The sequence below is a fragment of the Salinispora fenicalii genome (assembly GCF_000514815.1).
Taxonomy (GTDB): Bacteria; Actinomycetota; Actinomycetes; order Mycobacteriales; family Micromonosporaceae; genus Micromonospora; species Micromonospora fenicalii.
This window is the reverse complement of sequence record NZ_AZWQ01000015.1, coordinates 95,258-114,580: the sequence shown is the minus strand read 5'-3', so window position 1 is coordinate 114,580 and position 19,323 is coordinate 95,258. Positions and strand designations below refer to the sequence as shown.

Here is a 19,323-nt window from a genome sequence, read left to right as displayed (position 1 = left end):
CCTCACCGGCCCCACCGCCGGCTACAGTCACCATTCGGACCCATCCAGCGCTAATTGTGGACTCAGCCAACGGTGGTTCCCTCAGCCCCACGTATCGGTACCGAGTCAATCAACGCGGTGAGACCCGCCGTGTCCAGCAGGTCCACCGGCCGCACTGTCACCCCACCCCGGACGTAGTGAAACGCCGCGCCCACCTGCGCAACCGAAACTCCCGCCAGCTCCGCCCAGGCCAGTCGATAGACGGCGAGCTGCACCGCTGCCGCCGCGGCAGCCGCTCCGACGGGCTGCCGACCGGTCTTCCAGTCCACCACATCGAACCGGCCCCCGGGCCGGCCGAAGACCGCGTCCATCCGGCCCCGGACGACCACTCCGGCGATCACCGTCGCGAACGGCACCTCGACCTCGGCTGGCGTCCGATCCGCCCACTCACTGGCAAGGAAACGCTCCTGGAGTTCGGCAAGCGCCTCGTCCGGTGCGGCGTCCGCGTCCGCCGCACCGGGCAACTCGTCCACGTCGAGCAGTCGGCCAGCCCCGAACCGCTGCTCCAACCAGGTATGGAAGGCGGTACCCCGACGAGCGTACGGGTTCGGCTCGGTGGGCAGGGGTCGGCGCAGTGACCGGGCCAGGGCCGCCGGGTCCCGGCGCAGCGCCACCAGTTGGGTGACCGAGAGCGCAGCGGGCAGCGCGACCTCAATCGCGCCAGCCTGCCGGGTCAGCTCGGCCCGCTCGGCCAGCAGCAGATCGGCCTCCCGGCGCCAACGCGCCACCTCCGGGTCGGCACCACCCGGGTCCCCCACAACCGGATCGCCCACACCCGGCCCCGTGGGTTCGGCCGCAGCCACGCCGCCGGGTGTCGGCCGGGTCGGCACCCCATCCGTCAAATAGCGCCGGACCAACGTGGCTGCCTCGGTGAGCACTGGTCGACGGGCACCCAACGGGTCAGCCGGCCACTCCGCCTGAAGCACCACCTCGGTCGTGGGATTCACCGCGTCTGGGGCGGGCTCGGCGGCCCACTCGTCCACCACCTGCCCAGCACCCCCGTCCCGGCAGGCCTGATGCACGTCACGCAGGAGCGCGGAGGGGCCGCGCGGGCGTTTGGTGCCCTCCCCCCACCAATGCCCGGAGCAGAGCAGCAGCCGGCGGGGGCGGGTAACCGCAACGTACGCCAACCGCCGCTCCTCCCGCTCGTCGTGCGCCCGCCACGCAGCGGTGAAGTCCGCCAGGGCCTGCGCCACCCCGCGCTGCTCCTCCGCCGCTGCCAGCGCCAACGCCGGCAACCCGTCGGCATCACCGCGCAGCGGGAACGGCAGTACCCCCAGCCCGCCCAGCCAGTGATCGGAGTTACGTACCGGGCCCGGCCATACCCCGCGGCTGAGCCCCGCCACCGCCACGATGTCCCACTCCAGGCCCTTGGCCGCGTGCGCGGTGAGAACCTGTACCGCCCCCTCGACCACCTCCACCTCACCGGGGGCGAGCCCGCGCTCCTCGTCCTCCGCCGCTGCCAGGTAGGCCAGGAAGGCCGAGAGCGTAGCGCCCGGCGTCTCCCCACTGAACCGGGCCGCGACATCACCGAGCGCATCCAGGTGTCCCCGGGCCAGTCCAGCATCGCCGGCCCCATCCCGGCCGGCGCGCACCGCCACCTCCACGTCCAGGCCGATCGTCCGCTCGACGTCCGCGATCAGGTCTGGCAGCGACTGGTCCAGCCGGTAACGCAGCAGGCCCAGCTCCTGGGCGGCGGCGCGGAGCCGGGCATAGCCCTCCGCCGAGTACGCCGGCGCCGGCCCCAGATCGGCCAGGGCCTCCACCAGCGTCGCCTCGTCCAGCACATCCGGGACGATCTCGGGCTCGTCATCCGCCGCGAGCTGCCGGCGCGCAGCGGCGATGGCCCGAGCCCGACGGTGCAGGGCCACCAGATCCCGCGGCCCGATCCGCCACCGGGCACCGGTTAGCAATCGAAGCAGCGCTGCCCCATCCGTCGGGTCGGCCAGCACCCGCAAGGTGCAGACGACGTCCCGCACCTCCGGCGTGTCCAGCAGGCCGCCCAGCCCCACCACATCAACCGGCAGGCCCCGGGCCCGCAGCGCCGACTCGATCGCCGGGATCTGGCTACGCAGCCGGACCAGCACCGCGGTGGTGGGGCGCGCCACGACCGGGAGGTGCTCGGGCAACGCGCCGGGCATCCCCGCCGCCCCCTGCCAGGCGCGCAGCAGGCTGTCGGCGATCCAGTTCGCCTCATCCGCGTAGGTATTCAATAATGCACAGTGGACAGTCCCGGCGGCGACCCCACGGGGAGTGCGGTGCGGGATCGGTTCCTTGACGCTGAGTGCGGCACGCAGCTCCGGCACCCGGGCACCGGCGGCGCGGAGCGGGACGGCGAGGGCGTTCGCCACCCCCAGGATCTCCGGTCGGTTGCGCCAGCTGGTGGTCAGGGTGCGGACCTGAGCCGGAGCGCCATCAGCCTGGGCGAACTCAGTGCGGAACCGGTCGAGAGTGCCCGCACTCGCCCCACGCCAGCCGTAGATCGACTGACAGGGGTCACCGACCGCGGTCACCGGGTGCCCGCCACCAAAGAGCGCGTTCAGCAGCACTACCTGGGCGTGGCTGGTGTCCTGATACTCGTCGAGCAGCACCACCCGGTAGCGATCCCGCTCGACCTCACCGACCACCGGATGGTCCCGGGCGACCCGGGCCGCCCGGGCCAACTGGTCGGCGAAGTCCATCGCCTCGAAATCCTCCTTGCGCCGGGCGTACGCCCGGACCAGCGGCAGCAGCTTCAACCGGACCTGTGCGAGGGTGAGCGCCCGACGCACGTCGGCGTAGACACGGCCGGGGCGGGACTGCACGTCGGCGAAGAACCGCCCGGTCCAGGCCGCCAGCTGGTCCGGTTCGACCAGGTGCTCGTCCAACTCACCGGCGAGGGCCAGCACCGCGTCGGTGATCGTGCTCGGCATCCGGTCCACCTCGGACATGTCGCCGTCGTAGGTACGCACGATCAGGTCAACAAGCTGCCAGCGGGACGCCTCGGTGAGCAGCCGGGTAGCGGGCTCGTACCCAGCGCGCAGCCCGTGCTCGGTCACCACCCGCCCGGCGTACGAGTGGTAAGTGGCGACCGTCGGCTCACCGGAGAACGGATCGTCGAGCGGGTTTCGCCCACTGCGCCCGAGCCGGCGAACAAGCTGACCGAGCCGAGTCCGAACGCGGTGCGCCAGCTCCCCGGCGGCCTTGCGGGTGAACGTCAGACCGAGCACCTGCTCCGGTCGGACGTACGAATTGGCCACCAGCCAGACCACTCGGGCGGCCATCGTCTCGGTCTTGCCGGAACCGGCGCCCGCGACGACGAGCAGCGGCTCCACCGGGGCGGCGATGATCGCCGCCTGTTCCCGGGTGGGCGCCGGCAGCCTCAGCAGCTTCGCCAACTCGACCGGGGTGTACCGGGGCCCGGCATCGGCCCGTCGGGGAGTCGGGGTCGCCGCGCTGAACAAGGTCGGCTGGGTCACGGGCCCTCCGGGGGGCGAGTACTGGGCGGTTCGACGACCTGACGCCCCTGCCCGGACACCGGGCAGCTGGTGCGCACCGGGCAGACCCGACACTTCGAGTTGGCGACCGCGGCGAAGGTGGCAGCGGCCATCGTCTCGGCGGTACGCCGGACCAAGGCGGTCGCCCAGCCGGCTGCCGGCCCCTCGCCGGCCGGCGGTTGGGCCTGTTCCCGGGCTTCCTTGGCGCCGGTGCCGAGCTGCACCAGGGATGCTCCCCCAGACTCGGTCCCGAATTCAGCGAACGCGCCCGCCTCGACCGCCGCCTGGTACGCGCCCAGCTGTGGATGCTCAGTGAGGTCCGCTGCGGTCACCGCGGTCGACTTGCCGGTCTTGAGATCAACCACCACGAGCCGTCCGTCCGGATCAACCTCCAGCCGGTCCACCCGGCCGACCAAATCGACCGGGTGGCGTGGATCGTCCAGTCGGACGGCGAACTCGTGCTCGATGGCGAGCAGCCGGCGCGGGTTGGTGGCCAGCCAGCGCAGCAGCTTATCCACCATCGCCTCGGCACGGGCCTGCTCCGGGCCGACCATCCAGCGGGCCGCCAACTCGATCGCGTCGAATCGGGCCGCCACGTAGTCGAGCAACGCCCGCCGGTCCGAGCTGGCGTTCTCGGCCAGCATCGCGGCGGCGTGCACCAGGTTTCCCACCCCCTGCGCCGCGCTGGCCGGCGCGCCACCACCATGGCGTTCGAGCAGCCAGCGCAGGCTGCACCGCAGGGCGCTCTCCATCCCGGACGGGGTGACCCGCACCGGCTCACCATCGGCGACCAGCGGCCGTTCGTCGGAGAGTGGACGCAGCCCCCACCAGTCATCCGGGTGCGCCCCGGCGACCCCCTCGGCGGCGAGCCGGGCCAGCTCGGCCGCGGCCGCCCGCCGCCGGAGCAGCGGCGCGCTCGGGTCGGTCACCGCGGTACGCAACTCCGCCACCAGCGACGCCAAGGTGAGCGCCCGGGGCGGCCGGCTCAGCGGCAACGTGGCCGCCCCGGCGTCGTCCGCTCCCGCGCCCTCGGCCGGTCCCACGCCGCTATCCGATCCCGCACCCTCGGCCGGTCCCACGCCCTCGGCCAGTCCCGCACCCTCGGCCAGTCCCGCACCTCCATCCGGTCCCGCACCTCCATCCGGTCCCGCACCCTCGCCGGGCCCCGCGCCCTCGGCCGGTCGGGGGTGGGCCACGCCGAGTTCATGCAGGAACCGGCTCGGCTGCTCGTCGTGGTCGTCGCCGCCCACGGCGGCGCTGGCGACGGCGCTGACCAGCAACCGACGCCGCGCCCGAGTCACCGCGACGTGGAAGAGCCGCCGCTCCTCGTCTAGCAGGGCCGAGGTCTGGCCAACGACGGAAGCCCGCTGCCCCGCACCGACCGAGCGGCCGGCAAGCACGTCCACGAGGCGCTCCGACCCGAGCAGACTGCCGCGCAGCCGCAGGTCGGGCCAGACGCCCTCCTGCACTCCGGCGATGGCGACCAGATCCCACTCCAGCCCCTTCGCGGCGTGTGCGGTGAGCAGCCGGACCGCGTCGCCCCGGTCCGCGGTCGGGGCGAGGGTGTCGGCGGGTAGGTCCTGCCCGAGCACATGGTCCAGGAAGACCTCAACCCGCGCCCCCGGCAGCCGGTCGGTGAACCGGGCGGCAGCGTCGAAGAGCACCAGCACCGCGTCCAGGTCCCGGTCGGCCGCCTCGGCGCGGCGACGCCGGGCAACCTCACCCTCCCCGGCCGCCGCCGGCGTGCGGCCCAACGCCGCGGACCAGAGCTCGGCGAGGCCACTGGCCCGCCACACCGCCCAGAGCACCTCCTCAGCGGTCGCACCGGGCCGGGCGGCCGTCTCCCGGGTGACCGCCAGCAGACCGGCCACCGTCTGCGCCGGCTCCGCCCACCGCCGGTCGATGCCGGCCAACTCGGCCGGGTCCCGCAGCGCCTCGACGATCAGTTCACCGGAGGGCCGCCGGTCGCCGGCGGCCAAAGCCATGACCCGCAGCCCCTGCCGCAGCCGCCGTTCCGCCAGCGGATCCGCCCCGCCCAACGGCGAGTGCAGCAGAGCGACGGCCGCCTCCTCGTCGAGCCGGTCCGGGGCGAGCGCACAGCGCAACAGCAGCAACAGCGGGGCGACCGCCGGTTGCAGGTGCAGCGGTAGGTCCTCGCCGTGCACGACGGTGGGCACCCCGGCGGCGTGCAGGGCGCGCCGCAGCGAGGGCAGTGCTTGCCCGGTGGAGCGCACCAACACGGCCATCTCTGACCAGGGCACCCCGTCGAGCAGGTGCGCCGCCCGCAGCGCATGCGCCAGCCAGGCCGCTTCGCTGGCGGCGGAGCGGAACGTATGGACCTCCGCCGTGCCCGCCGTCGCTGCGGGTAGTGCCCGGGTCCGCCGGTGCCGGGCCGGGCCGCGCAGCCGGCGGGCCAGCCGTGCCTGCGCCGCCAGCAGCCGGGGACCGGCCCGGTACGACGTGGTGAAGACGACCTGCGCGGCCGGCGCCCCGGAGGCGGTTCGGAATCGGTGCGGGAAGGTCACCACACCGCCCGGGTCGGCACCGCGGAAGGCGTACGTGGACGAGTCGGGGTCGGCGAGGACGACCAGCGCCTTGCCGCCCCCCGCCACGGTCGCCAGCAGCTCCTGCTGGGCGGGGTCGGTATCGGCGTACTCGTCCACATAGACATGCACCAGCCGGCGCCGCTCCGCGGCCAGCAGCGCCGGATCGTCGAGCAGCATTCCCGTGGCGGCGCGGACCAGCTCGGCCGGGTCGTAGGCGATCGAACCGCGGTTGCCGACATCGCGCAGCGCGAGCACGGCGACGTACTCCCGGAGGAACCGGGCGGCGGCCGGCCAGTCGGCCCGGCCGAGCCGCTCACCCAGCCGGGCCAGTTCCACCGGACCGACGCCCCGCTCGGCGGCACGCATCAGCAGGTCCCGCAGCTGGGTGGCGAAGGCGCGGGTACGCAAGGCCGGGCGCAGGTCCTCCGGCCAGCCCACCGGATCGGCCTCCGGTTCCTCGCCCACCAGGTCCAGCAGTTCCCGAATGATCAGATCCTGCTCTGGGCCGGTGAGCAGCCGAGGCGAGGGTTCGCCGCGTTCCGCGGCGGCCCGGCGCAGCAGCCCGAACGCGTACGCCGGGAAGGTGCGCACCAATGGTTCCCGCAGCACCCGGTGGCCGGCGCCGGCGATCCGGGCCTCGATGCGCTGGCGCAGGCCGGTGGCTTGTCGACGACTGAAGGTGAGCACCAGGATGCGCTCGGGATCCACCCCCTCGGCTACCCGCGCGGCGACCGCCTCGACCAGAGTGGCGGTCTTGCCGGTGCCCGGCCCACCGAGCACCAGCATCGGCCCGATGGTGTGTCCGATCACCTCCGCCTGCTGGGGGTCGTCGATCCGCCCGCCCAACCGGCCATGCTCCCCCAGCAGGGTGTGCTCGCCCGCCAGAGTGGGTTCCCCCGCCGGCCCGCCGGACCGGCGCACCAGCCGGTATGCCTGCATCCCCCCATCCCACCAGACCCGGCTGACAGATCCACACCCGCCCACGCCCACCGGGCGCCCGGACCTGCCGCGCAACCCCGGCGAAGCGTCACGCCACGCTTCCGCAGAACCGACCACGGCGCAGAGCCGTGCGGTGGCGCAGAGCCGTGCGGTGGCGCTCAGCTCAGCCGGGATTCCAGGAGATCGAGGGCCGCGGGGACGGTCGCCACGACGGGAAGCAGCTCCAGCCCCGCCGGCTTCAGGAAGGTCTGCCCGGCCAGGCCATCCAGCCAGTCGAGCAGCGGGCGGTAGAAGCCGTCGGCGTCCACCAGCGTCATCGGCTTGCGGTGCAGCGTCAACGTGGCGGTCGTCCAGACCTCGAAGAGCTCATCCAGCGTGCCGAGGCCACCGGGCAGGGTGAGGAAGGCATCTGATTTGTCGATCATGATGGTCTTACGGTCCGCCATCGACTCGGTGACCAACAGCTCGTCGGAGGCGAGGTCGGCGACCTCCAGATCGACCAGGGACTGCGGGATTATGCCCAGCGTCCGTCCACCGGCGGTCCGCGCACCGGCCGCCACCGCCCCCATCATCCCGACCCGGCCACCACCGCTGACGAGCGTGTGACCACGGCGGGCCAGCTCCGCGCCGGTCTCGGCTGCCAGGTCCAGAAAACGCTGGTCAAGCGTGCGGGAAGAGGCGCAGAAGACACAGATGGCCGCCACGGTCAGCCCCGATCCCTCTCGTCGGCGGCGGCCTGCTGCTCGGCCGCGGTGACCGCGACGGACTCCTCGCGGATCGCCTCCTGCTCGGCAGAGAGCACCGCCTCCGCCTCGACGATGTGCCGCACGGCCGCGTTCACGTCGTCGGTGAGGCAGATCAGGTCAAGATCGATCGCCCCGATCTTGCCCTCGGCCGCCATCGTGTCCCGCAGCCAGTCGAGCAATCCGCGCCAGTAGTCGGTGCCCATCAGCACCACCGGGAACCGGGTCACCTTGCCGGTCTGCACCAGGGTGAGGGCCTCGAACAGCTCATCCATCGTCCCGAAGCCACCCGGGAGCACCACGAACGCCTGGGCGTACTTGACGAACATGGTCTTACGCGCAAAGAAGTACCGAAACTCGATCGCCACGTCGACCCAGTCGTTGAGGCCCTGCTCGAAGGGGAGCTCGATGCCCAGGCCGACGGAGAGCCCGCCGGCCTCGTTGGCCCCCCGGTTGGCCGCCTGCATCACCCCCGGCCCCCCACCGGTGATGACCGCGTAGCCGGCCCGGGCCAGCGCCCCACCCAACTGCTCGGCCAGCCGGCACTCCGGGCTGTCCGGCAAGCTCCGTGCCGAACCGAAGACACTCACCGCTGGCTGTAAATCGGAGAGGGTGTCGAAGCCCTCGACGAACTCGGAGAGGATCCGCAGCGCCCGCCAGGCGTCCCGGGTCTTCCAGTCACTGCGTTGGTGGGAGTCGAGCAGCCGCTGATCGGCGGTGCTGCCGCCGATCACTGACCGACGTGGTACCCCAGCGCCCCGGCGCTGGTCCCGCTGGGCCGCACCGGCTGCCTCCCGCCCGTTGCTCTCGCTCATGCAGGCAACCGTAGTGGAGATATGCCGACGGGCGGGGGGAGCAGGGCCGTTCAGGCGACCGAGAGCCAGCGACGCAGCACGGCCGCACCGTCGCGGATCTTCCCAATCTCGACGTGTTCGTCCGGGTGGTGGGCGAGGTTGGGGTCCCCGGGGCCGAAGTTCAGCGCCGGGGTGCCCAGCGCCGCGAAGCGGGCGACATCCGTCCAGCCCAGCTTGCCGACCGGTGCGGTACCGACAGCGGCCAGGAACTCCTGCGCCGGCGCCGCCTCCAGCCCCGGCATCGCCCCAGCCGCCAAGTCGGTGATCGCCACCTCGAAGTCGGCGAACACCTCCCGCACATGCGCCTCGGCCTGCTCTGGACTACGGTCCGGCGCGAACCGGTAGTTGACCTCGACCGTGCAGCGGTCGGGCACCACGTTGCCAGCGACCCCGCCGTTGATGCGCACCGCGTTCATACCCTCGCGGTACTCGCAACCATCGACAGTCACCCGGCGGGCCTCGTACGCCTCAAGCCGGCGCAACACCTCCCCAGCGGCGTGGATCGCGTTAACGCCGTGCCAGGAGCGTGCCGAGTGCGCCCGGACACCGCTGGTGCCGACGGATGCCCGCAGGGTGCCCTGGCAGCCCGCCTCGACGATCCCGTGCGTCGGCTCCAGCAGCAGCGCGAAGTCGGCCGCGAGCCACTCCGGGTGCGCCTCGGAGACGAGGAAGAGACCGTTGTACGTCGACTCGATCTCCTCCGCCTCGTAGAAGAAGTACGTGACGTCGTACCGGGGCTCGGTCAGGGTCACCGCGAGGTGCAGCGCGTACGCGACCCCGCTCTTCATGTCCGAGGTGCCGCAGCCGTACATCAGGTCGCCGCGCAGGGTAGCCGGAAAGTTGTTGTTGATCGGGACCGTGTCGAGGTGACCGGCGAGCACCACCCGCTGGTCCCGGCCAAGGCTGGTACGGGCCATCACGGTGTTGCCGTACCGATAGGTGGTCAGGTGCGGCTCCTCGCGCAGCACATCCTCGACACAGTCGGCGATCGCCTTCTCGTTCCGGGAGACGGACTCGATGTCGACCAGAGCGCGGGTCAGGGCCACCGGATCAGCGAGGACCTCGGGGGTCAGGGGGTTCTTCATAATCCGCACGGTACCGTCACAGAGGTGACCACTACGCAGTCTGCCTGGGGCATCGGCCTGGCCACCGTAACCGCTGACGACCAGGTGCTCGAAACCTGGTACCCGACCGGCAAGCTAGGTCTCGGCGAGCTGCCGCTGGTCCCGGGCGAGGATGAGGCGGATGTCCTCGACCTGCCGCCGGGAGCGGTCGGCGACCGGGCGCTGCCGGGTCTTCGGACCGTCCAGCTGGTGACCGTACTCGGCTCGCTGGCCGACCCGATCAAGGACGCCGCGGACGCGTACCTCCGGCTGCACCTCCTCTCGCACCGGCTGGTGCGGCCCAACGAACTCAACCTCGACGGCATCTTCGGCAAGCTGGCCAACGTCGCCTGGACCTCGGCCGGGCCCTGCCCGCCGGAGCGGGTGGACGAGCTGCGGGTCATCGAGCGGTCCGCCGGCCGCCACCTGACCGTCTACGGGGTGGACAAGTTCCCCCGGATGACCGACTACGTGGTGCCCTCCGGGGTCCGGATCGCCGACGCGGACCGAGTCCGAATCGGCGCCCACCTCGCCTCCGGCACGACCGTGATGCATGAGGGCTTCGTGAACTTCAACGCCGGCACGCTCGGCGCCTCCATGGTCGAGGGGCGCATCGTGCAGGGCGTGGTGATCGGGGACGGCTCCGACATCGGTGGCGGCGCCTCGATCATGGGCACCCTCTCCGGGGGCGGCACCGAGAAGGTCCGCATCGGCGAGCGGAGCTTGATCGGCGCGAACGCGGGCGTGGGCATCTCGCTCGGCGATGACTGCGTGGTCGAGGCGGGCTGCTACATCACGGCCAGCTCCAAGCTCACGCTGCCGGACGGTCGGGTGGTGAAGGCCCGCGAGCTGTCCGGCGTCGACGGTCTGCTCTTCTGGCGCAACTCGGTCACCGGCGGGCTCGAGGCGAAGCCGCGTACCGGGCAGGGCATCGCGCTGAACGCCGCGCTGCACGCCAACGACTGACCGGCTGACCACCCCCGGCGAGCGGCCTGACCCGCACGGCGTGGGGCGGGCCCGCGGGAGATCCGCGGACCCGCCCCACGGCTCACCTCAGGCGGTACGCCTGCAGGATTCGCGTACTCACCGTGTTCCCCTCGGTGTCCCGGGCGCTGGCCCGCAGCGACACGTGGCCCGGTGCCTCGTCGGGGTGCCGGACCAGGGCGGTCCAGCCGTCGCCCGTACGCCGTACGGGTGCCGTGCGCCACGTCTTCCCGCCGTCGTACGAGGCGTCAACGGTCAGCTTCGCGACGGTCGCGGTGCCCGCACCGGTTTGGCGCCGCACCTCGACCGGGATCGGCAGCAGCCGACCGGCGCGGGCACTGTTGTCGGCGGCCAGCGGCGGGTTGAACCGGATCGACGACAGCGGTAGCCGGACCGGTTCCGGACCGGCCTCGTGTTCCGAACGGAAGGTCCAGGTGGACTCCACCTCGGTGCTGAGGTCGGTGAGGCTGCGAGTCGCCTCGACGGTCAGCCGGTAGTCCGCCTCGGCCGGCGGCACCGGGAACTCGCCCAAACGAGCCACCTCCGACTCGCCGACCAACTCCCCGTCGCGCCACAACCGCATCCGCTCGCTCTCTTCCAGAGAGTTGCCGCGGTGGCCGGCGGCGTCGCTGAAGAGCGGGACACCGGCGTGAATGGTGTCGCCAAACCGGCTCACGTGAAGGACGTCCGCCGGGTCGTCCACGGTCAGCACGGGGAAGGACGGCCCGTGCGGCGCCTGGTTCCAGGTTTCCCGGGTGACTTGGCCGGCCCGGTACGTTGTCGGCTCGGACGCCAGCCAGGCCGTCGGCTCCTGCCACGCCGCCTTCGGGTCCGGTGCGTCAAAATTGATCACGGCGCTCCAGCGCACCCCCCTGGTGTTGTAGTACTCGACCCGTTGGCCGGGCACCGTGGTGGGCAGCCTGACGAGTGCCCCGAGGATGGGGTGCTCCAGTGTGGCCACGACGTACCGCTCCGCGACCATCCCCTCGTAGCCACCGTGGAACCGGTGCTGCACGGTGGCGAGGTCGCCCTTGCGATAGTCCCGGACGAAGCCGGTGGGCGCCCGTCCCGGGATCGTCTCACTGAGCGCGTACAGGTAAGGGCTGTGTGCCGCCTCCAGATCGGCCCACTGACTACTGATGGTGGCGGCGAATATCTCGTCGGAGACGCTGCCGTTCCCGATCTGACCGACGGTGATGTCGTCGAAGTCGGCCGCCCGCAGGGAGAGGTTGACGGAGTCGCCGTCGGCGTTGTAGAAGGACGAGCTGATGCCGACCACGGCCGGCGTCGCGTCCCGCCGGGGGACGGTTACCCGGATCGGCTTCGCGGTCCGCGCGTCCACGGTGATGGCTCGGTCACGGTCGATCATCAGCTCCGGCGCGACCAGATCGGTGGCGCCGACGGGCTCCTCCCCGGCCGGCTCGAAGATCGTCGACTTCAGCCCGTACCGGCCCTTCGGAAGCCGCACCTCCACCGTCCCGTCGGCGTCGTAGGCAGGCCAATAGCTGAACGAATCCAGCCCGACCAGGCTGGTCCAGTACTCCGTCGCCGCCGCTCCGGCCCGATCCCGGTGGGTCAGGGTGAGGTCGTAGCTCTCCACCTCACGGTTCACCGCCAACGGGGTGACCGCCACGGTGTCGCCGGCGCGAGCCAGCACCCGACCCGTCCAGTAGCCGTCGACGTCGCCCAGCCGGGTGTCCACGGTGACGGTGGTCTCGGCCCGACCGCCGGCCGGGATGGTGATCCGATCCGTACCGAGCGTGAACATGCCGGCGGGTGCCGGTTGGCCGCCGGGGCCGGCCGCCTCGACCGTGAGATCGAGCGCGACCGGGCTGGATCCCGAGTTGCGCCAGGAGACGGTACGGGTAACCGGCTGGTCGTCGTCGTGTGGCCAGCGGACCCGGCCGAAGGAGACGCTGACCGGATCGCTGGTCACCGTCTGCTCGATCGCCCGGGTCAGGTCGACCCGCCCGGCTCCCTGCTGGTACGCGGTCTGCGCCGGATGCGGCCGGGCGGCCGCCATCAGCGTCGACTTGAGCTGCTCCGCCGTCCAGTCCGGATGCTGTTGGGCGAGCAGCGCCGCCGCACCGGCCACGTGCGGGGCGGCCATTGAGGTACCGGAGAGCCGGGTGTAGTGCTCCCCTACCGGTTCACCGATGAAACCCTGGGCCGAACGAGCGGCGACAATGTCGACCCCGGGGGCGGTGATGTCGGGCTTCAGCGCGTCGTCACCTGCTCGCGGCCCCCGGCTGCTGAAGTCGGCGAGTTCGTCCTCCCGGTCGACCGCGCCGACAGCCAGGGCGGCGTCCGTACTGGCTGGAGAGCCCACCGTACCGTCTCCGCCGGCGTTGCCGGCCGAGATCACGAAGAGCGCGCCGGTCTGCGCCGTCAGAGCTGCGACCGCCTCCTCCAGCGGGTCGATCTCTGGGCCGTCCGGCCCGCCCAGACTCATGTTGACCACGTCAGCTTGGTGGTCGACCGCGGCCCACTGCATGCCAGCCAGGATGGCCGACTCGGGACAGCCGACCTCCTGGCAAACCTTGGCGTCGAGCAGCGTCGCGTCGGGTGCCACGCCCTTGAACCGGCCCTCGGAAGCGACACCGCTGCCGGCGATGGTCGCGGCGACGTGGGTACCGTGCCCCACCGTGTCGCGGGCATCGGGCGTCCCGGCGAAGTTGCGCGCCGCAGCGATCTTGCCGATCAAGTCCGGATGGGTGGCATCGATGCCGGTGTCCAGCACCGCCACGGTCACCCCGGTCCCGGTGAGGCCCGCCGACCAGGCGGCGGGAGCCCCGATCTGGCCGACGCTGTGGTCGAGATTGATCGTGCGACGACCGTCGAGCCAGAGCCGCTCGACGCCCTCTTCTGCGCCGAACCGGACGTCGGCCACATCCGCGTTGAGCGCGGACCAAATCGCGGCGGCTTCGGACTTGCCGACGGTCACCGCGGCGCCGTTGATCGCCGGCAGGTCGCGGGTCACCCGCGCGCCGGCCGGCACGACCGCACGGCGACTGCCCGGGACGTCCGGGTACGACACGAGCAGCGGCAGCGTGTCTCGACGGGCATCGTCGTAGCCAGCGGCGATCAGCCCGGTGACGTCGAAGAGCCGACGGTCGACCCGATCTGTCTGAATCAGCCCGACCGCGTCCTGTGGTACCACGGAGAGCTGGCCGCTGCGCCCGTGGCCGATCAGGAAGCGCATATTCTCCCGGCCCGGGCCGGGACGTACCTCGGTGTTGCCGGTGGCGGTCACCGTGACTCGGTCCCCGGTGATCAAAGTAACGGTGTGTAGCCGGTTGGGCTCGGCCTTCGGGGCTTCCGCCGTGCCGGCGGAAGCGGCGGTCGGCGCGGCAGGAGCGGCGGTCGGCGCGGCAGGAGCGGCGGTCGGCGCGGCAGGAGCTGCGGTCGGCGCGGTCAACGCCAGCGTGAGCACGAGGCCGATGACGGCCGTAATTCTTCTCCGGTGCAACGGGGCCTCCTCGTCGAGCGTTACATCTACGGGAGTCGCATTGACAAGGCGCAGAATTGCATTCCCAAGCGCACGGCCCGGCATCCGGCAGATAACGTTCTATCCACACTTGGGAATCGTCACGAGCGCTGATGCCATCGCCGGACAGGCCCGTTTCGACGATGACTCGCAGCTCAGCTACGGGACAGCGGCGAGCGGCCGGCCCGCCACGCCACAGTCGTATGGCGACTCAGTCAGGCGGTGGCTCGGCGAGGCGCAGTACCAGGTCCGCCCGGTGCGCCGTGCTCGCCACCAGCGCAGCGTTGACCTCATCGGTGCCGTGCGCCCAGGCCCGGGCCTGGGCGGGCGAGCGCCCGTACGCCTCGTGCCGGGCCGTCAGCCGACGCAGCCGCTGCTCCGCATCGAGATCCAGAAACCATGCCTCGTGCAGCAGCGACCGGACCTCCTCCCACGGCCAATCCGGCAGCAGCAGGTAGTTGCCCTCGGTAACCACCAACCGGACCTCCGGCGGCACCTCGACCGCCCCGGCCACCGGCTCTTCCAGCTCCCGCCGGAACTCCGGCGCGTAGACCGAGGTGGGCTCCGGACGCCGCAGCCGACGCAGCAGCGAGACGTAGCCGTTGGCGTCGAACGTGTTCGCGGCGCCCTTCCGCTCCGCCCGGCCCAACCGGACAAGCTCGGCTTGCGCAAGGTGGAACCCGTCCATCGACACCAGCCGGGCCGCCGGCCCGACGGCGGCGACGATCTGCGCGGCCAGGGTGGACTTGCCCGCGCCAGGAGCACCGACGATGCCCAGCAACTGACGGGAGCCGATATCGGCGAGCGCGCGGGCGCGCGCCACCAACTCGACAACAGGTACCACTCGGGCCGGCCCCATCAGCTGAGGACCGGTTCGCTGATCGTGAACCGTGCCTGCACCACCGCCTGCACCGATTGGGGTTGCGGGTCCAGATCGAGCTCGGGCACCCGCTCGGCGGTAGCCGAGTAGGACATGGCGGCCAACGCCGATGGTCGATCGACGCCAGCGTCGGCGAGCTCGACCAACGCGGTCACCCGGGCGCCGAGGGCCTCCGCGTACTCGTGGGCCCGCCGCAACGCGTCGGCGATCGCCGCCTGTCGGGCCTCACGGTAGACCGGGCTGTCCGGACGCAGCGACCACCACGGCCCCGACACCTCGACCTGGTCCTGGTCAGCGAGGCGCAGCATCAACTCGCCCAGGGTGGTGAAGTCGGTAACCGTGACGGTGGTGCGCACGCTGCCGTGATAGGCGCGCACCCGCTCCCCGGAGCGGCGCAGCTCCGGGGAGACCCGCAGCTCGCCGGTCTCCCGCCGCTCAATCATCGGGCCATACCCGTCGAGGAGCACCCGGACCGCGGCGGCCCGCTCGGCCAGCCGGCTCAGCGTGGTCTCCCGGTCCCGGTCCCGGGCCATCACCACCACGGCGAACCGGGCCCGCTCCGGCGCGACCTCCCGAAAGGACTCCCCGCGAACCGCCACCACCGGTCCAGCCACCATGTGCACACCCTAGCGGCGGTCAACCGCGCCGGCAGGCCCGTCGGGCCGCGCGTCACGCCCGACCAGGCGACACGTCACACCTGGCCCGGTCGCACGTCACGCCCGACCGAGTCGGTCGTCACGCCCGACCGGGCCACGGCAGTCCCACGGTGTAGCGGACCTGGCCCTCGCGCACCTGGCAGCCACCCAGATAGCCACCGGCCGCGCCGACCTCCCGAAGCCAGCCGACCTCCGCGGTGTGGTCCCCGCCGACCGGGAATTCCCGGACCTGGGTGGTGTACGCCCGATCGGACAGCAGTCGTCGGATCGCCCCCGCCTCGGCGTAGCGCGCGGTAAGCCGCTCCCGGTCTCCGGAGCGCAGGGCCTCGGCCAGATCATCCAGGTACGCCCGCACTCCGGCCAGTTCCCGCAGCACCTCGTCCCGGTTGCCGAGCAGCAGGTTGACCGTCCGCGCCGCCGGAGTGGCCGCGACCCGGGTGCCGTCGCGGAAGCTGCCGGCGGCGAGGGCGAGAACGGCGTCCGGTGCGGCTGCCCGCCGGGTCGCCCCGGCGAGCGCCCCGGCGAGCAGGTGCGGCACGTGCGACGCGAGGGCGGCGGCTCGGTCGTGCTCCGCCGCGGCCAGCGGCACCACCCGAGCCCCGAACACGGCCAGGAGCAGCCCGGTAAGCCAGCGGAACGGGGCCGTCGCCGGCCCCGGACACAACACCCACGCGGCGCCGTCGAGGAGCGCCGGTCCGGCCGCCGCGAGCCCGGCGAACTCGGCGCCCGCCATCGGGTGCCCCGGCACGAACCGGTGGAGCAGGCCCTGCCGGGTCGCCGCCGCGGCCACCTCGGCCTTGGCGCTACCCACGTCGGTGAGGACGCAGTCGGGCCCACTGGCCGCGGCGACCGCCGACAGGGTGGCCGGCAGGGTCGGTAGCGGTCCGCACAAGAAGACCAGTTCTCGTCCGGCGACCGCCGCCTCGACGGTCTCCGGGACCGACATTCCCCGCTCGCGCGCCTGGTCCCGGGTCGTCCGGTCCGGATCCCAACCGGTGACGTCCAGCCCGGCGTCGCGGAGCCGAAGCAGGATGGACCCCCCGATCAGACCGGTCCCCACGACCGCGGCCCGGACCCCGCGGTACGCCGCCCCGGCCGCGGTGGTCCCAACGTCGGTCACGGTCGACACCGCCGCTCTCAGCCGGCCAACCGGTCGGCGACCGCCGCCACGTGCTGGTCGGACGCGGTCAACGCCACGCGGACATGGCGGGTGCCGGTACGCCCGTAGAGGGCGCCCGCCGCCACCAGGATGCCCCGCCGGGCCAACCAGTCGACCGTCGCCCAGCAGTCCTCGTCCCGGGTCAGCCACAGATAGAGGCCGGCTTCCGAGTGCTCGACGGTGAACCCGGCGGCGGTGAACGCGGCGCGCAGCACGGCCCGTCGCGCCCGGTAGCGTTCCCGCTGCTCGGTAGCGTCCCGCTCGTCCTGAAGGGCGGTCACCATCGCGGCCTGCACCGGCGCTGGCATGATCATCCCAGCGTGCTTGCGCACCTTGAGTAGTTCGGCGACGAGCGTCGAGTCACCAGCCACAAAGCCGGCCCGGTAGCCGGCAAGGTTGGAACGCTTGGACAGCGAGTGCACCGCCAGGACGCTGTCGTAGGAGTCGCCGCAGACCTGCGACGACAGCACCGAGACCGGCTCGGCCTCCCAGCCCAGCGGCAGGTAACACTCGTCACTGGCGACGACCGCACCGCGTTCTCGGGCCCAGTCGACCACCTTGCGCAGGTGGGGTGCGGGCAGCACCCGCCCCGTCGGGTTTCCGGGCGAGTTCACCCAGACCAGGCGGACCCGGGGAGTCGGACCGAGGGCAGTCAACGAATCAGCCCGTACGACGGTCGCCCCGGCGAGCCGTGCCCCGTCCTCGTAGGTCGGGTACGCGACCGACGGCACCACGACCACGTCTTGCGGCCCGATCCCGAGCAGCGTGGGCAACCAGGCGACCAGTTCCTTCGACCCGACCACCGGAAGCACGCCAAGCCCCTCCGGGTCGGCGCCGCAGGCACGGGCCGCCCAGGCCACCATCGCGGCCCGCAGTTCCGGCGAGCCGGCGGTCAACGGGTACCCGGGGGCATCCGACGCGTCCGCCAGCGCCTGCCGGATCGACGGCGGCACCGGGTCAACCGGCGTACCGATGGAGAGGTTGATCAGGCCCCCGGGGTGCGCTGCGGCCAGCGCGGCCGCGGCCTCCAGGGCGTCCCAGGTGAACTCCGGCAGCCGAGCCGAGACCGGCGTGGGCCGGTTCAGTGTGCCTCTCCACGTGGCGCCTGCGCCGCGACGAAGGTGGCGTCCTTCTCCACCTTGCCGATCTTCGAGGCTCCACCGGGCGAGCCCAGGTCCTCGAAGAACTCGTAGTTGGCCGCGGTGTAGTCCTTCCACTGCTCCGGCACGTCGTCCTCGTAGAAGATCGCCTCGACCGGGCATACCGGCTCACAGGCACCACAGTCGACGCACTCGTCGGGGTGGATGTAGAGCATCCGGTTGCCCTCGTAAATGCAGTCGACCGGGCACTCCTCGATGCATGCCTTGTCGAGCACATCCACGCACGGCTCGGCGATGATGTAGGTCACCGATCTTCTCCTCCGCAGACACGCCGCGATCACCCGCGACAGGTATGAGCCTAGTATCTCGTTGGGGAGGAGGTCGATCGTGCTCCGACCAGAGGATGTGGGACAGCGCGTAGTGGTACGCCGGATTGTGGGGATTCGCGCAGGCCGGCCCCGCTTCTCCGATGCCCTCGGCGTGTTGGCAGAGCTGAGCGAGAGCCATCTCACCCTCGTCACCGCACAGGGTCGGCTCGAGCTGCCGAGGGCCGAGGTCCACCGGGCGAGGCGAATCCCGCCTTCCCGACGGCCGGCAGCTGCCGCGGTGGCCGAGCTGGAACACGCGGCCGACTTGGCCTGGCCCGCACCGACCCGGGCCCGCCTCGGCGACTGGCTGCTGCGCAGCGCCGACGGCTGGACCGGACGCGCCAACTCGGCGTTACCGGTCGGCGACCCGGATCGGCCGCTCTCCACCGCGATCGACGCGGTGCAGCGCTGGTACGCCGACCTCGGTCGGCCAGCCCTGATCAACACGCCACTTCCACTCGCCGCGCCGGTCAGCGCGGAGCTCGACGCCCGGGGGTGGTGCGCTGGCCCGCCGGTGCTCGTCCAGACGGCGCCGCTGGCCGCGCTGCCGCCCGCCCTGCCCGACGTCGCCGGCGCACCACCGGTCGAGTTGACCACCACGCCGTCCGCGGACTGGCTGGCGATCGCCGCGGACCGCAAGGGCGACCTACCGGCCGCCGCCCGGCACGTGCTCACCGCCGTGCCCCAGATCCGCTTCGCCCAGATACGCGTTGCCGGCCGGCTGGTCGCCATCGGTCGGGGAACTGTCACCGGGGCAGGCCACTGGCTCGGCCTCAGCCTGATCGAGGTGGCACCCGAGGCCCGCCGGCAAGGGCTGGCCCGGCAGGTGGTCCGCGCACTGACCGAGTGGGGTACGGCGGTCGGCGCGACGACCGCCTTCCTCCAGGTCGAACGGGGCAACACGGAAGCGGTGCCGCTCTATCGAGCGCTCGGCTTCACCACCCATCACACCTACCGGACCCGAACCGCACCGGCCGACTGATCCGGGG

The 19,323-nt window shown here is 72.4% G+C and carries 13 protein-coding genes; 2 read left to right on the top strand and 11 right to left on the bottom strand.

The window, feature by feature from the left end; translation table 11 throughout:
• Positions 1-62: 62 nt before the first annotated feature.
• From B116_RS0105005 to dapE, 5 genes are all read right to left on the bottom strand, one after another.
• Entirely contained in the window at positions 63-3,497 is a 3,435-nt protein-coding gene (locus tag B116_RS0105005; RefSeq protein WP_027659377.1) for an ATP-dependent helicase, read from the bottom strand.
• Positions 3,494-7,000 (bottom strand): ATP-dependent helicase, encoded by a 3,507-nt coding sequence (locus B116_RS0105000; protein WP_027659376.1) that lies wholly within the window; start codon positions 6,998-7,000, stop codon positions 3,494-3,496. Before B116_RS0105000 ends, B116_RS0105005 begins: the two co-directional genes overlap by 4 nt.
• 158 nt (positions 7,001-7,158) lie before the next feature.
• Positions 7,159-7,704: an LOG family protein gene (locus tag B116_RS0104995; protein WP_018720517.1), complete on the bottom strand. Its 546-nt coding sequence runs from the start codon at positions 7,702-7,704 to the stop codon at positions 7,159-7,161.
• 2 nt (positions 7,705-7,706) lie between these two features.
• Complete coding sequence (locus B116_RS0104990; RefSeq protein WP_027659375.1) at positions 7,707-8,558, bottom strand: LOG family protein; 852 nt, start codon at positions 8,556-8,558, stop codon at positions 7,707-7,709.
• A 50-nt stretch (positions 8,559-8,608) separates the two neighbouring features.
• Positions 8,609-9,682, bottom strand: a complete 1,074-nt coding sequence (dapE, locus tag B116_RS0104985; protein ID WP_027659374.1) for a succinyl-diaminopimelate desuccinylase — start codon at positions 9,680-9,682, stop codon at positions 8,609-8,611.
• A 24-nt stretch (positions 9,683-9,706) separates the two neighbouring features.
• Between dapE and dapD the strand changes: the two genes are divergently transcribed.
• On the top strand, positions 9,707-10,666 hold the full coding sequence (gene dapD / locus B116_RS0104980; RefSeq protein WP_027659373.1) for a 2,3,4,5-tetrahydropyridine-2,6-dicarboxylate N-succinyltransferase: 960 nt from the start codon (positions 9,707-9,709) through the stop codon (positions 10,664-10,666).
• Between the two features lie 82 nt (positions 10,667-10,748).
• Here dapD and B116_RS0104975 read toward each other — a convergent pair whose 3' ends face one another.
• The 6 genes from B116_RS0104975 to fdxA form a co-directional block, all read right to left on the bottom strand.
• Positions 10,749-14,117: a S8 family serine peptidase gene (locus B116_RS0104975; protein ID WP_027659372.1), complete on the bottom strand. Its 3,369-nt coding sequence runs from the start codon at positions 14,115-14,117 to the stop codon at positions 10,749-10,751.
• A gap of 265 nt (positions 14,118-14,382) precedes the next feature.
• Complete coding sequence (locus B116_RS0104970) at positions 14,383-15,030, bottom strand: nucleoside/nucleotide kinase family protein (RefSeq protein ID WP_027659371.1); 648 nt, start codon at positions 15,028-15,030, stop codon at positions 14,383-14,385.
• Entirely contained in the window at positions 15,030-15,668 is a 639-nt protein-coding gene (locus tag B116_RS0104965; RefSeq protein WP_018720523.1) for an SIMPL domain-containing protein, read from the bottom strand. The genes B116_RS0104970 and B116_RS0104965 overlap by 1 nt, the downstream gene beginning before the upstream one ends.
• Positions 15,669-15,786: 118 nt before the next feature.
• Positions 15,787-16,827: a prephenate dehydrogenase gene (locus B116_RS0104960; RefSeq protein WP_027659370.1), complete on the bottom strand. Its 1,041-nt coding sequence runs from the start codon at positions 16,825-16,827 to the stop codon at positions 15,787-15,789.
• A gap of 17 nt (positions 16,828-16,844) precedes the next feature.
• The gene (gene dapC, locus B116_RS0104955; RefSeq protein ID WP_223874507.1) at positions 16,845-17,951 is read right to left on the bottom strand and encodes a succinyldiaminopimelate transaminase; all 1,107 of its coding nucleotides are present in this window, start codon (positions 17,949-17,951) and stop codon (positions 16,845-16,847) included.
• Positions 17,948-18,274 carry a ferredoxin gene (gene fdxA, locus B116_RS0104950; RefSeq protein WP_012014965.1) on the bottom strand — a complete coding sequence of 109 codons (327 nt, stop codon included), beginning with the start codon at positions 18,272-18,274 and terminating at the stop codon, positions 17,948-17,950. Before fdxA ends, dapC begins: the two co-directional genes overlap by 4 nt.
• A gap of 79 nt (positions 18,275-18,353) precedes the next feature.
• Between fdxA and B116_RS0104945 the strand changes: the two genes are divergently transcribed.
• Positions 18,354-19,316, top strand: coding sequence for a GNAT family N-acetyltransferase (locus tag B116_RS0104945; RefSeq protein WP_027659369.1), 963 nt, complete (start codon positions 18,354-18,356; stop codon positions 19,314-19,316).
• The last annotated feature ends 7 nt before the right edge of the window (positions 19,317-19,323 follow it).